Source organism: Kitasatospora dryopteridis (assembly GCF_050749075.1).
Lineage (GTDB): Bacteria > Actinomycetota > Actinomycetes > Streptomycetales > Streptomycetaceae > Kitasatospora.
The window spans coordinates 2,516,495-2,529,927 of sequence record NZ_CP192749.1 but is presented as its reverse complement, the minus strand read 5'-3'; the positions used below and the strand labels follow the sequence as shown (position 1 = coordinate 2,529,927).

General features: G+C 72.7%; 11 protein-coding genes. 6 read left to right on the top strand and 5 right to left on the bottom strand.

What is annotated here, in order from left to right:
- Positions 1–33: 33 nt before the first annotated feature.
- Positions 34–612 (bottom strand): TIGR03086 family metal-binding protein, encoded by a 579-nt coding sequence (locus tag ACQ614_RS11505; RefSeq protein ID WP_431678394.1) that lies wholly within the window; start codon positions 610–612, stop codon positions 34–36.
- Positions 613–701: 89 nt separating this feature from the next.
- Here ACQ614_RS11505 and ACQ614_RS11500 point away from each other — a divergent pair, with 89 nt between their 5' ends.
- On the top strand, positions 702–1,694 hold the full coding sequence (locus ACQ614_RS11500; protein ID WP_431678393.1) for a helix-turn-helix transcriptional regulator: 993 nt from the start codon (positions 702–704) through the stop codon (positions 1,692–1,694).
- Here the strand turns inward: ACQ614_RS11500 and ACQ614_RS11495 are convergent.
- The 3 genes from ACQ614_RS11495 to ACQ614_RS11485 form a co-directional block, all read right to left on the bottom strand.
- Positions 1,675–2,856, bottom strand: a complete 1,182-nt coding sequence (locus ACQ614_RS11495) for an alpha/beta hydrolase (RefSeq protein WP_431678392.1) — start codon at positions 2,854–2,856, stop codon at positions 1,675–1,677. The two genes, ACQ614_RS11500 and ACQ614_RS11495, sit on opposite strands and share 20 nt — an antisense overlap.
- 153 nt (positions 2,857–3,009) lie before the next feature.
- On the bottom strand, positions 3,010–3,360 hold the full coding sequence (locus ACQ614_RS11490) for an MmcQ/YjbR family DNA-binding protein (protein ID WP_431678391.1): 351 nt from the start codon (positions 3,358–3,360) through the stop codon (positions 3,010–3,012).
- Between the two features lie 61 nt (positions 3,361–3,421).
- Positions 3,422–4,114: a TetR/AcrR family transcriptional regulator gene (locus ACQ614_RS11485; RefSeq protein WP_431678389.1), complete on the bottom strand. Its 693-nt coding sequence runs from the start codon at positions 4,112–4,114 to the stop codon at positions 3,422–3,424.
- 210 nt (positions 4,115–4,324) lie between these two features.
- Here ACQ614_RS11485 and ACQ614_RS11480 point away from each other — a divergent pair, with 210 nt between their 5' ends.
- The gene (locus ACQ614_RS11480; protein WP_431678388.1) at positions 4,325–5,938 is read left to right on the top strand and encodes an MFS transporter; all 1,614 of its coding nucleotides are present in this window, start codon (positions 4,325–4,327) and stop codon (positions 5,936–5,938) included.
- A 480-nt stretch (positions 5,939–6,418) separates the two neighbouring features.
- The gene (locus ACQ614_RS11475) at positions 6,419–8,191 is read left to right on the top strand and encodes a serine/threonine-protein kinase (protein ID WP_431678387.1); all 1,773 of its coding nucleotides are present in this window, start codon (positions 6,419–6,421) and stop codon (positions 8,189–8,191) included.
- A gap of 73 nt (positions 8,192–8,264) precedes the next feature.
- Here ACQ614_RS11475 and aceE read toward each other — a convergent pair whose 3' ends face one another.
- Entirely contained in the window at positions 8,265–11,015 is a 2,751-nt protein-coding gene (aceE, locus tag ACQ614_RS11470; protein ID WP_431678385.1) for a pyruvate dehydrogenase (acetyl-transferring), homodimeric type, read from the bottom strand.
- Between the two features lie 522 nt (positions 11,016–11,537).
- Here aceE and ACQ614_RS11465 point away from each other — a divergent pair.
- The 3 genes from ACQ614_RS11465 (at position 11,538) to ACQ614_RS11455 (ending at position 13,428) form a co-directional block, all read left to right on the top strand.
- Entirely contained in the window at positions 11,538–11,975 is a 438-nt protein-coding gene (locus ACQ614_RS11465; protein ID WP_363489934.1) for a DUF3052 domain-containing protein, read from the top strand.
- A gap of 235 nt (positions 11,976–12,210) precedes the next feature.
- Complete coding sequence (locus ACQ614_RS11460; RefSeq protein ID WP_363489936.1) at positions 12,211–12,669, top strand: peroxiredoxin; 459 nt, start codon at positions 12,211–12,213, stop codon at positions 12,667–12,669.
- A gap of 183 nt (positions 12,670–12,852) precedes the next feature.
- Positions 12,853–13,428, top strand: a complete 576-nt coding sequence (locus ACQ614_RS11455) for a TerD family protein (RefSeq protein ID WP_363489938.1) — start codon at positions 12,853–12,855, stop codon at positions 13,426–13,428.
- Positions 13,429–13,433 lie beyond the last annotated feature (5 nt).

Here is a 13,433-nt window from a genome sequence, read left to right as displayed (position 1 = left end):
CGGCGCGGCCGCCCACGGCCCGGACCGCAGGGCTCAGACCGAGCGGCCCAGCCAGGCCGCCATCTGCGCGTACACCCCGGCGCCGTCCGGAACCGGCTGCGCCTGGCCGAACGGCACACCCTCGCCGCGGCCCTCCGCCGGCAGGACCTGCCGGGCGATACCGAGCACCACGTGCGCCAGCTCCTCGTCCAGGGTGGCCTCCGGGTCGACCACCTGCGCGATGTCCCAGGAGTGGGTGACGGCCTCCATCAGATAGCCGCCCACCGCGAGCCGCCCCGGCACCCGCCCCCACGGGACCTCCACCACGGGCTCCAGCGCGGCGTCCTCGCGCCAGGCCGCCGCCCAGCGCTCCCGGGCCCGGCCGAACGCCCCCGCCCAGTCGTCGTCCGCGACCGCACCCACCGCGGTGGCCACGTCCATCGCCCGGCCGCCCTCACCGGTGTACGCGCTGCGGTGCACCCCGCCCACGGTGTGGCCGAGCAGCGCCCGCAGGTCGTACGCGCTGCACGGGGTCGGCCGCTCCAGCATCTCCGGGGTGACGGCGGTGGCGAGCTTCTCCAGCTGGCCGAGCGCGCGAAGGTACAGCGGGCGGGGGTCTGCGGTGGTGTCCATGGCACAACTCCTCGTGGGAGGGACGTTCTGACGGCGGACACTCTCCCCGGGATACCTGACATCCCCTGTCAGGTTCTATTCTTCGGCCGGTGAAAGCCGACCGACTGCTGTCGATCCTGCTGCTCCTGCAGACCCGCGGGCGGGTCACCGCACCCGAGCTCGCCGCACGGCTGGAGGTCTCCGTCCGCACCGTCTACCGGGACGTCGAGGCGCTCTCCGCGGCCGGTGTCCCGGTCTGGGCCGAACGCGGCCGGCACGGCGGCATCCACCTGCTGCCCGGCTACCGCACCGACGTCACCGGCCTGACCGGCGACGAGGCCCGCGCACTGTTCGTGCTCTCCGCCCAGGGCGCACACGAAGCGCTCGGCCTCGGCGAGGCGATCGGCTCCGCCCTGCGCAAGGTGATGGCGGCACTGCCCGCGCCGCACCGCCCGGCCGCCGAGGCCACCAGCGAGCGCATCCTGGTCGACCCGGCCCGCTGGCTGCGCCCCGAGCCCGCCGCCCGGGCCGACCTCGGCGTCCTGCAGAACGCCGTCTTCGCCGACCGGAGGCTGCGGCTCGGCTACCGCCACAGCGGCGCGAGCGGGCCGAGCGACTACACCCTGGACCCGTACGGCCTGGTCAACAAGGCAGGCGTCTGGTACCTGGCGGCCGACCTGGACGGGGCGCCGCGGCTGTTCCGCGCCGATCGGACGCTCACCGCCGAGGTCCTCGACGAGCCGGTGCGCCGACGCCCCGGCCTGCAGCTCGCCGAGGTGTGGGAGGGACTGCGGGAGCAGGTCGAGCGGATACCCGACGAGGTCGAGGTGACCGTCCGCATCCGCCGCGAGCGGACCGACCTGGTGCTGCGCATCCACGCCAACCACGTGCTCGCCCCGGTGGTCCCGGTCGGCGACGGCTCCTGGCTGCAGACGGTGCTCGGCTTCCGGGCCCTGCCCGCGGCCCGCTCCCTGCTGGCCTTCGGCGCCGACGTCGAGGTGCTCTCCCCGCCCGGGGTCCGGGACGAGCTGCGCCGGGCGGCCGCCGAGGCGCTCGCCCTGTACGGGCCGCCGGAGGCGGGTGCTACGGCTGGCGGCGGGTGACGTCCCCGTAGTCGCCGAGGGCGATGGCACCGAAGTTGTGCAGGCTCTGCGTGCCGTCCGCGAAGTAGCCGGTGTGGCCGTTGGAGCCCTGCGAGGAGACCTCGACGGCGCCGAACTCCTGCGTGGTCGGGTCCGCGCCGTGCCCGAACCCGCCGAACTCCAGGTACGGCACGTTGCCGATCCAGTCGGTGGGGTTGCGGGTCGCCCACACCCGGACGCCCGGGCCCAGCTCGCCCGCCGTCTCCACGCCCATCCCGGGGCTGCCGAAAACCACGATGTCCGTGGTGCCGCCGGCCCGGACGGCAGGGGCGGCGGTGCCGCAGACCACCGAGCCGTAGGAGTGGCAGAACAGGGTGGGCGGCGCCGAGGCGCGGCCGGTCTCCTTCAGGCCGGCGAGCAGCCGCAGCAGCCGCGGGGCCGCCGCCTCGGCCAGCCGCGCGGTGACGGCGTCGGGGCCCAGCCCGGACGGGGTCACGTAGCCGGTCCAGGCGATCACGGCCGTCCGGCTTCCGGGGGCCTGCCTGCGCTCCTCGGCGAGCAGCGCCCGCGCCATGCCGGTCACCGCGCGCAGCGGGTCCGCGGACTGGTCGAAGTGGGCGAGGTCGGCGTCCGAGCCCGGCACCAGGACGGAGACCCGGTCGGCCGTCGCGAGATCGCCGTACACCTCGCTGACCAGGCCGCGGCCGCGGGGGTCGAAGGCGAGGAGCTGCCGGCCGGGCTTCAGCAGCCGCCCGGTGTCGTCGGCGCGCACACCGGCCGCGGCCCGCTCGGCGGCGGTGAGGCGCTCGTCCCGGGAGCGGGCCCGGGCGGCGTCCCGCTCGGCGGTGGCCGCGATCCGGTTGGCGCGGTAGCGGAGCTCCACCGGGACGCCGTCGAGGTTGCCGACGACCAGCGGGTACACCTCGGCGAGGCGGTTCTGCTCGGCCTCGTCCAGGCCCGCGAAGAAGGCGGCCACCGCGGGTGCGCTCGCGGTGGCGGGGTCGGGCAGCGGGCGGCCCAGGGACTCGTCCTCGACCCAGGCGGCGCTGCCGGCCGGGGGAGTGGTGATCGCGACCTGCTCGTTGGAGGCGGCTGCCTGTGCGGCGGCCGCCCCGGCGTCCAACAGGACGGCGGAGGCGGCGAAAGCGCCTATCAGCATGCGCTTGACCCGCCTGCGCTGCATGGGCGTACTCTCCCTCGGGCCGGTGACCGTGACAGCGGGCCTTGCCCGACGGTGGTACGACTGCAATGCCAGCCAGGGTAGAACGCCCGAGCTGGAGGTGAGCAGAGTCTAAACCGTGCGATGGGTCACACACACGAGGGACCTGGCGTGGCGTCAGGTTGCCCGTTCGGCGTCGAACGTCCGGACCAGCCGCTTGGGCGCGATGCTGCGCCACGCCTCGGTGACCAGCTCGCGCAGCTCCTCGGCGCCGACCCGCGTGAGATCCACCAGTACCCAGCCGTGCCGGCCCACGTACGGAGCCACACTGTACGTCTCCGGGGCCTCGGCGAGGAGGGCGGCCTGCTCCTCCTTGGTGGCTTTGACACAAACCCGGCCGGAGTCGGGCGAGGCCATCGCGAAGATCTTCTCGCCGACCCGCAGCGTCACCTCGGTCTCCCAGGTCAGCCGCTCGGTGGCCGAGGGCAGGGCCAGGCCCATCTCCAGGAACTGATCGAACGTCACCATGCCGCCCAGCCTAGGCGCGGGTACCAACAAGCAGCCGTGCCCCTTGTCGGCCCCGTGAGTCTCAGCTGCGCCAGGGGCCGGCGAGGGCGGGGCCGAGCTGGTCGAGGTGGCGTTCGATGATGGCGATCATGCCGTCGGGGCCGGCGGCGTGGGCGGCGGTGTCCGCCGTCCAGGACAGGTGGGAGACCCGGATGACCGCGCCGAAGGCCGCCGCCAGTACCCGGGGCCGGACGTCGCTGGCCGGGTCGAGGCCCTCGCGCTCGGCGAGGATCGCCGTCACCACGCCCTCCTGCTCGATGGTGCGCCGCAGGTGGGCGGCGAGCAGGACGGGGGTCGACTCGATGAGGTCGATCAGCTCGAGGGCGGCCTGGACGCCGCCGGGCGCGCTGCCCTCGTCCAGGCTCAGCACCTGCCAGGTCTGGGTGATGGCGGCCCGCATGGCCTGCAGCGGCGTCTCCTCCGCGGGGCGGTGCCGCAGGCAGTCGACGAAGTAGTCCTCGGCGTCGGCGAGGACGGCGAGCGCGACCTCCTCCTTGTTGGCGAAGTACCGGAAGAAGGTGCGCTGCGAGACGTCCACGTTCGCGGCGATCTCGTCGACGGTGGTGCGGGCGTAGCCCTGGCTGAGGAACAGCCCGTGCGCGGCCGCCACCAGGGAGTCCCTGGTGCGCTGCTTCTTCCGCTCGCGCAGTCCGAGGACCCGGCAGTCGGACGGGGCCTGCTTGCCGGTGCGGGAGGGGGTGAGCGGCAGGGCCATGCAAGGGGCCTTTCTGGCAGGGCGGGACGGATACCACGATAGCGGCTCTGCCATATGTCAGTTCCAGACGTACGGCATGAATTGCCTAATGTCAGTGGCTGACATAATGTTCCCGCGAGTGGCGCCGCAGGGCCGGACAGCCGTGGGGACGGGTGGGCCCGCGGCGCCACACCCCGTCACCCTCGTCCGACCCGGCCCCCGGAGGGCATCATGAGTTCGTCCGTCGTCAAGACCGGGAAGGCGGACGCGCCCCCGCAGTCCGCCGGGGCACCGCCGAGCGGCGCCCGAGGCCTCCAGGGCCACCCCTGGCTGACCCTGCTCACCGTCGCCGTGGGCGTCATGATGGTGGCCCTCGACGGCACCGTCGTGGCCATCGCCAACCCGGCCATCCAGGCCGACCTCGGCGCCTCGCCGGCCGACATCCAGTGGGTGACCAGCGGCTACCTGCTGGCGCTCGCGGTCTTCCTGATCACCGCCGGCAAGATCGGCGACCGGTTCGGCCACAAGTCGACCTTCCTGGTCGGCGCGGCCGGCTTTGCCGCCACCTCGGCCGCCATCGGCTTCGCCGGCAGCATTCAGACGGTCATCCTGTTCCGCGTGCTGCAGGGCCTGTTCGGCGCGCTGCTGCAGCCCGCCGCGCTCGGCCTGCTGCGCGGTGCCTTCCCGGCCGAGAAGCTCAACATGGCGATCGGCATCTGGGGCGGCGTGATCGGTGCCTCCACCGCGGCCGGCCCGATCGTGGGCGGCCTGCTGGTCGAGCACGTCAACTGGGAGTCGGTCTTCTTCATCAACATCCCGGTCGGCGTGCTCGCCCTGGCGCTCGGCCTGTGGATCCTGCGCGACGTGAAGATCGAGAACGCGGCGAAGTCCTTCGACATCCCCGGCATCGTGCTGCTCTCCGGCGCGATGTTCATGCTGGTCTGGGGCATCATCAAGGCCCCGGTCTGGGGCTGGGGCGACCCGGCGACGCTGGTCTTCCTCGGCGGCGCGGTGCTCGCGATGGCGGCCTTCGCGTTCTGGCAGACCAAGGCCAAGGAGCCGCTGATCCCGCTCAGCCTGTTCCGCTCGGTGCCGCTGTCCGCCGGCACCCTGCTCATGGTGCTGATGGCCTTCGCCTTCTTCGGCGGCGTCTTCTTCGTCACCTTCTACCTGCAGAACGTGCACGGCATGGCCCCGGTCGACGCGGGCGTCCACCTGCTGCCGATGACCGGCATGATGATCGTCGGCGCCCCGGTGGCCGGTGCCGCGATCGGCAAGCTCGGCCCGCGCATCCCGATCGTGGCCGGCATGCTCTTCACCACCGCCGCCATGCTCGGCATGTCGACCCTCGACACCGACTCCGGCACCGGCGTGATGTCGCTCTGGTTCGTGCTGATGGGCCTCGGCCTGAGCCCGGTCATGGTCGGCGCGACCGAGGTCATCGTCGGCAACGCCCCGCTGGAGCTCTCCGGCGTCGCCGGCGGCCTGCAGCAGGCCGCCATGCAGGTCGGCGGCAGCCTCGGCACCGCCGTCCTCGGCGCGGTGATGGCCTCCAAGGTCACCGACGTCCTGCCGGAGAACTGGGCGAAGGCCGGCCTGCCGCCCGTCCAGGGCGCCCAGGCCGAGGGCCTCAACCAGGCCGCCCAGCTCGGCATCGCCCCGCCCGCCCCGGCGGGCACCCCGCAGCAGGCGGTGGACGCGATGGCGAACGCCGTCCACACCTCCTTCGTCAGCGGCATGTCGCTCGCCTTCGTGGTGGCCGCCGTGGTCGCGGTCGCCGCGGCCGCCCTCGGCCTGCTCACCAAGCGCGGCGCCAACGAGGCGGGCCCGGCCGTCCACATCTGACCCCCGCGCACGCCCTCGTACGACCCCACTCCGCACCCGGCCGGGAGCCCGCTCCCGGTCGGGTGCGGAGCGTTACAGCCCCGCCGCTCCCGGTCGCCGGGCCCGAGCACCGGCCCCAGACTGGGAGCCGGGCGGGGCCGTCCGGCCGGAGCGGCGGGACGGACTTCGGACGGGGCACAGGGGACGGCCATGCACCCAGCGGACGGCGGCGACCCCCCGGCGAACGGCGGCCCGGGCGAAGGCTCCGACGGGCCCGCCGGTGCCGAAAGCGAGGAGCGCGGGGACGAAGTCCAGCCCCGAACCGAAGGGCCCGCCGATGCGGCGGGGAGGACGAGCGCGGGAGCGACACCGCCCCGAGCCGAAGGGCCCGTCGATGCGGCGGGGAGGACGAGCGCGGGAGCGACACCGCCCCGAGCCGAAGGGCCCGCCGGTGCCGAAAGCGAGGAGCGCGGGAGCGACGAAGGAGCGACGGAGCGACGAGTGTCGGCGCCGGGTCAGGAGGGCCCGGAGGCGAGCGGGCGACTAACTCCGCCGGGCGGCCGCCTTCTCGCCGGGCGCTACCGGCTCGGGCGCCGCCTCGGCCGCGGCGGCATGGGCACCGTCTGGGTCGCCCGTGACGGCAAGCTCGCCCGCGAGGTCGCGGTGAAGGAGCTGAGCGTCGCCGGCCTCCCCGAGGAGGACCTCCCCGCCCTCCAGGCCCGCATGGAGCAGGAGGCCCGGGCGGCCGCCATGCTCAACCACCCCTCCGTCATCACCGTCTACGACGTGCTGGAGGAGGACGGCCGGCCGTGGATCGTCATGGAGCTGGTCGACGGCCGATCGCTTGCCGAGGTGATCGGCGACGAGGGCACCCTGCTGCCCCGGGACGCCGCCCGGATCGGCGAGCAGGTGGTCGCGGCCCTGGACGAGGCACACCGGCACGGCGTCCTGCACCGCGACGTGAAGCCCGCCAACATCCTGCTGGAGCGCGGCGGCCGGGCCGTCCTCACCGACTTCGGCATCGCCGTGCTGGCCGGCTCGCCCGGCCTCACCCGCACCGGCGACATCGTCGGCTCGCCGGACTACGTCGCCCCCGAGCGGGTCACCGGCCACCGCCCCGGCCCCGAGTCCGACCTCTGGTCGCTCGGAGCGACGCTCTACGCGGCGGTCGAGGGGCAGTCGCCGTTCCACCGGACGACCACCATGAGCACCCTGCAGGCGGTGGTCGCCGACCCGCTGCCCGAGCCGCGGAACGCCGGGGCGCTCGCCCCCGTGCTGACGGCACTGCTCCGCAAGGACCCGGCCGAGCGCCCCACCGCCGGCGAGGCGCTGGCCGTGCTGCACGAGGTGGCGGGCACGGGCGGACACACCGGCCACCTGCCGACCGAGCGGGCCACCCCGGTGCTCGGCCTGCCCACCGTGCAGACCCCTCCGACACCCGTGCCCGCCCCACCGCCGCCGTCGCCCGCGGTGCCGCTCGCGGCCGGAGCGGCGGCCGCCGGGGCGTCGGCGGCGGGTCCGCCGCCGGAGGAGGCCGAGGCCGCCAGGGCCCGGCGTCGCAGGAGGGCACTGATCGTCGGAGCGGCGGTACTGGTGGCGGCGCTCGCCGGCGGGCTCGCCTTCGCCCTGCTCGGCGGCTCGGACAACCCGGCCCCGCCCGCCGCCGGCACCACGACCTCCCCGGCGACGACCCCCACCCCGACGCCGACGCCGACTCCCACCCCCACTCCCACGCCGAGCCCCACCCCGACGCCGACGCCGACGCCGACGCCGACCCCGACGCCCACGCCGACCCCCACCCCCACGCCGACCCCGACGCCCACACCGACCGGCACCCCGGCGCCGGCGGGCTTCCGCTGGAGCGACGACCCGGCGGGCTTCCGGGTGGCCGTCCCGCAGGGCTGGACCCGGAGCGAGTCCGGCGGCCAGATCGACTACTCGCCGGACGGCGGCGTCCACCTGCTGCGCTTCGGCGTGGCGCCCGGCACCACGCAGTCCCCCGAGGCGCACTTCCTAGAGCTGGAGCAGACCGTCTCCGCCCAGCCGGACTACGCCCGCCTCACCCTCCAGGCGAACGTCTACCAGGGCTACGAGGGCGCCCTGTGGGAGTTCACCTTCAGTGACCGGCAGGGCGGGCCCCGGCACGCGATCGACCAGGCCTTCGTCGCCCCGGACGGCACCGAGTACGCGATCTACATGTCCTCGCCCGAGGACGACTGGACGGCCACCAGGCAGCAGTTCTCCACCGTCCTCAACACCTTCACGGTGGCCTAGGGGCGTGTCCGGTAACGCCGGAGGGCCGGCCACCCCGTGCGGGGTGGCCGGCCCTCCGGGCCGGATCGGCGGATCAGGCGTCGCCGCCGGCCGCGCCCGGGTCGGCCGCGGCCACGTCGAGCAGCTGGTAGCGGTCGATCGCGGACTTCAGCACGCTGCGCTCGACCTTGCCCTGCTTGGCGAGCTCGGTGAGCACCGCGAGGACGACCGACTGCGCGTCGATGTGGAAGAAGCGGCGGGCCGCACCGCGGGTGTCGGCGAAGCCGAAGCCGTCCGCACCCAGCGACTGCCACGCACCCGGCACCCAGCGCGAGATCTGGTCCGGCACCGCGCGCATCCAGTCGGACACGGCGACGAACGGGCCCTCGGCGCCCTGGAGCTTGGCGGTCACGTACGGGACGCGCTGCGGCTCCTCCGGGTGGAGCAGGTTGAACTCCTCCGCCTCGACGGCGTCGCGGCGCAGCTCGTTCCACGAGGTCGCGGACCACACGTCGGCCTTGACGTTCCACTCCTCGGCGAGGATGCGCTGGGCCTCCAGGGCCCACGGCACGGCCACGCCGGAGGCGAGGATCTGCGCCGGGATGGCGCCGGCCTCGCCGCCCTTGAGCCGGTACAGGCCCTTGAGGATGCCGTCGGCGTCGACGCCCTCCGGCTCGGCCGGCATCTTGATGGGCTCGTTGTAGACGGTGAGGTAGTAGAAGACGTCCTCGCCGTTCGGGAACTCCGCGCTGGAGCCGTACATCCGGCGCAGACCGTCCTGCACGATGTGCGCGATCTCGTAGCCGTACGCCGGGTCGTACGCGACGACGCCGGGGTTGGTCGAGGCCAGCAGGTGCGAGTGGCCGTCGGCGTGCTGCAGGCCCTCACCGGTCAGCGTGGTGCGGCCGGCGGTGGCGCCCAGCACGAAGCCGCGGGCCAGCTGGTCGGCCATCTGCCAGAACTGGTCGCCGGTGCGCTGGAACCCGAACATCGAGTAGAAGACGTACACCGGGATCAGCGGCTCGCCGTGCGTGGCGTAGGACGAGCCGGCGGCGATCAGCGAGGCGGTGCAGCCCGCCTCGGAGATGCCGTCGTGCAGCATCTGGCCGGTCGGGGACTCCTTGTACGCCAGCAGCAGCTCGCGGTCGACCGACTCGTAGGTCTGGCCGAGCGGGTTGTAGATCTTGGCGGACGGGAAGAGCGAGTCCATGCCGAAGGTGCGGTACTCGTCCGGCGCGATCGGCACGAAGCGGTTGCCGATGCCCTTGTCCCGCATGAGGTCCTTGAGCAGCCGGACGAACGCCATGGTGGTGGCGATGGTCTGGTTGCCGGAACCCTTCTTGACCGCCTTGTACGCGTCGTCGCCCGGCAGCTCCAGCTTGCGCGGGCGCACCTTGCGGGTCGGCACGTAGCCGCCGAGCTCGCGCCGGCGGTCGTGCATGTACTGGATCTCCTCCGAGTCGCGGCCCGGGTGGTAGTAGGGCGCGTAGCCCTCGTCCAGCTGCTTGTCGGTGATCGGCAGGTGCAGGCGGTCGCGGAAGCGCTTCAGGTCCTCGACCGTCAGCTTCTTCATCTGGTGCGTCGCGTTGCGGCCCTCGAAGTTCGGGCCGAGCGTCCAGCCCTTGACCGTCTGGGCGAGGATGACCGTCGGCTGGCCCTTGTGCTCGCGGGCGGCCTTGAACGCGGCGTAGACCTTGCGGTGGTCGTGACCGCCGCGGCCCAGGTGCTGGATCTCGTGGTCGGACATGTTCTCGACCATGGCGCGCAGGCGCAGGTCGCCGCCGAAGAAGTGCTCGCGGATGTACGCGCCGGTCTCGGTGGCGTAGGTCTGGAACTGGCCGTCCACCGTGGTGTTCAGCTTGTTCACCAGGACGCCGTCGCGGTCCTGCGCGAGCAGCGGGTCCCAGCTGCGGTCCCAGACCAGCTTGATCACGTTCCAGCCGGCGCCGCGGAACTGCGACTCCAGCTCCTGGATGATCTTGCCGTTGCCGCGGACCGGGCCGTCGAGGCGCTGCAGGTTGCAGTTGACCACGAAGGTCAGGTTGTCCAGGCCCTCGCGGGCGGCAAGGGAGAGCTGGCCGAGCGACTCGGGCTCGTCCATCTCGCCGTCGCCGAGGAAGGCGTAGACGTGGCTGTCCGAGGTGTCCTTGATGCCGCGGTGCTCCAGGTACCGGTTCATCCGGGCCTGGTAGATCGCGCCGAGCGGGCCGAGACCCATCGACACGGTCGGGAACTCCCAGAAGTCCGGCATCAGCCGCGGGTGCGGGTAGCTGGACAGGCCGTAGGGGGCCTTCGACTTCTCCTGGCGGAACGCGTCGAGCTGCTGCTCGGACAGTCGGTCCAGGAGGAAGGCGCGGGCGTAGATGCCGGGGGAGGCGTGACCCTGGAAGAAGATCTGGTCGCCGGACTCGCCCTCGGCGTCCTTGCCGCGGAAGAAGTAGTTGAAGCCCACGTCGTACAGGGACGCGGAAGAGGCGAAGGTGGCGATGTGGCCGCCGACGCCGATGCCGGGACGCTGCGCCCGGGAGACCATCACGGCCGCGTTCCAGCGGGTCGCGTTGAGGATCTTGCGCTCGATCTCCTCGTTGCCGGGGAAGAACGGCTCGTCCTTGGTCGCGATGGTGTTGACGTAGTCCGTGCTGCGCATCTCGGGCACGGCGACACGCTTCTCGCGGGCGCGCTCGATCAGGCGGAGCATCAGGTAACGGGCGCGCTCACGCCCCCGCTCGTCGATGGCCGCGTCGAGCGACTCCAGCCATTCCGCGGTCTCCTCGGGATCGAAGTCCGGGACCTGACTCGGAAGGCCGCCAATGATGATCGGGTTGCGATCGGATCCGGAAGCCACGCTGTTCCTTCACTGTCGGTCGAAACTGAGGTGTGTCGCGCCGCCTCCATCGTGTACCGCGACTCGGAGATCCGTCATCTCTACCGATCGGTAACCGTTCCGCCTGGTGGGCGGGCCGGTCGGGGGGTGTGCGGCGGGCTTCGTCGCCCGTTCTGCGCACCCCCGGGTGTGGTGTTACGAAGAGGTGGTCCGACCTGGTGTCCTCCCGCCCCGGAAGGGCGGTCGGGCTGAGGGCCAACAGGAGACTTTACGCCCGCCGGAGCGGTGACCCCGAATGCCGTTCGCATCTCGGGCACGCGTGCGGCGCCTGCTGGACCGGGGGTGGGTCCCGAAGCATGATTGGTCGGGACAGAGAAGGGCAAACGGGTGTGATTTGCACCACATCACTCGGCGTGTCCCCCTTCCACACGTCAACCTTTGGGTGGGATCGGGTGTCGGGTACTTGCGCGAACCGCCGCGCACGTGTGGACTACGCCCACAGCCTCGGCATGGATGCCGAGCCGAATACTGGAGGTTATTCCCGTGAGCGCGACCGCGGACCCCGCGGACAAGTCCAACCCGGCAGCTCGTCTCGGCTTCGAAGAGGGCCAGATCATCCAGGAGCTCGGGTACGACGAAGACTGTGACCAGGAGCTCCGCGAGGGCATCGAGGACATCACTGGCAGCGATCTCGTCGACGAGGACTACGACGACGTCGCCGACGGCGTCCTGCTGTGGCACCGCGAGGAGGACGGGGATCTCACCGATGCCCTCGTCGACGCGCTGGAGTACCTCGCCGAGGGCGGCCTGATCTGGCTGCTGACGCCCAAGACCGGCCGCGACGGCCACGTCGAGGCGCACGAGATCGCCGACGCGGCCAAGACCGCCGGCCTCTCGCAGACCAGCTCGGTCGCGGTCGCCAAGGACTGGGCCGGCACCCGCCTGGCCACCCCGAAGGCCGCGCGCACCGGGAAGCGCTGACCGCACGGCACGACCTCGGAAGGGCCCCGCTGGAGCATCCTCCAGCGGGGCCCTTCCGCATGCCGCCGCGCCTTGTGGCTGCCGCCGGTGCGGATGTTCACCGAGGGCGAAACCATGGGGCCGGGCCTCCGCGATCCTCACCCGAACGGCCGAAGCCACCCGGACGGATGCGAGGATGCCCCTGTCCCGCAGCCGCGCACCGCGGCTGCGGCACCACGATGAGGAAGGTCCCACCATGGCCATCGAGGTCGGCACCCAGGCTCCGGACTTCGAGCTGAAGAACCAGCACGGCGAGCTGGTGAAGCTCTCCGACTTCCGGGGCGAGAAGAACGTCGTCCTGGTCTTCTACCCGTTCGCCTTCACCGGTGTCTGCACCGGCGAGGTCTGCGCGATCCAGAAGGAACTGCCGCGCCTGCAGAACGACGACGTCCAGGTGCTGGCGGTCTCCAACGACTCGCCGTTCTCGCTGCGGATCTTCGCCGACCAGGAGGGCCTGGACTACCCGCTGCTCTCCGACTTCTGGCCGCACGGCGAGGTCTCCCGCGCCTACGGCGTCTTCGACGAGACCAAGGGCTGCGCGGTGCGCGGCACCTTCGTGATCGACAAGGCCGGCGCGGTGCGCTGGACGGTCGTCAACGGCCTGCCGGACGCCCGCGACGAGCAGGAGTACCTGGCCGCCCTCGGCGCGCTCTGAGCCCGCACGCCCCCGGCCCCGGCGCGTTCGGACGGATGTCCGGGCGCGCCGGTCGTTATCGGTGACCGACGGGGAACCCGGCACTACGATCGGGCCGTTGGCAGGACGGGTGCCCGTGCAGCGGCACCCGGTCCCGCACCACCGGGGGCACCGGCACGTGCCTCCCGCACCTTTGGAGGACTAGTGGGTGTCAGCCTGAGCAAGGGCGGCAACGTCTCCCTCACCAAGGAGGCCCCGGGCCTGACGGCCGTCATCGTCGGCCTCGGCTGGGACGTCCGCACCACCACCGGCACCGATTTCGACCTGGACGCCAGCGCCATGCTCTGCACCGACCAGGGCAAGGTCCGATCCGATGCCGACTTCGTCTTCTTCAACAACCTGACCAGCCAGGACGGCTCGGTCGAGCACACCGGTGACAACCTCACCGGTGAGGGCGAGGGCGACGACGAGCAGATCAAGGTCAACCTGGCCGGTGTCCCGGCCGAGGTCGCCAAGATCGTCTTCCCGGTCTCGATCTACGACGCCGACAACCGCCAGCAGAACTTCGGCCAGGTCCGCAACGCCTTCATCCGCGTGATCAACCAGGCCGGCGGCGCCGAGATCGCCCGGTACGACCTCTCCGAGGACGCCTCCACCGAGACCGCCATGGTCTTCGGCGAGCTCTACCGCAACGGTGCGGAGTGGAAGTTCCGCGCCATCGGCCAGGGCTACGCCTCGGGCCTGCGCGGCATCGCGCAGGACTTCGGCGTGAACGTCTGACCGCG

Coding starts and splice junctions, on each gene's coding strand:
- ACQ614_RS11485 (WP_431678389.1), bottom strand. CDS start 4,114: ATGGCCCTGCCGCTCACCCCCTCCCGCACCGGCAAGCAGGCCCCGTCC.
- ACQ614_RS11460 (WP_363489936.1), top strand. CDS start 12,211: ATGGCCATCGAGGTCGGCACCCAGGCTCCGGACTTCGAGCTGAAGAAC.
- ACQ614_RS11505 (WP_431678394.1), bottom strand. CDS start 612: ATGGACACCACCGCAGACCCCCGCCCGCTGTACCTTCGCGCGCTCGGC.
- ACQ614_RS11480 (WP_431678388.1), top strand. CDS start 4,325: ATGAGTTCGTCCGTCGTCAAGACCGGGAAGGCGGACGCGCCCCCGCAG.
- ACQ614_RS11495 (WP_431678392.1), bottom strand. CDS start 2,856: ATGCAGCGCAGGCGGGTCAAGCGCATGCTGATAGGCGCTTTCGCCGCC.
- ACQ614_RS11490 (WP_431678391.1), bottom strand. CDS start 3,360: ATGGTGACGTTCGATCAGTTCCTGGAGATGGGCCTGGCCCTGCCCTCG.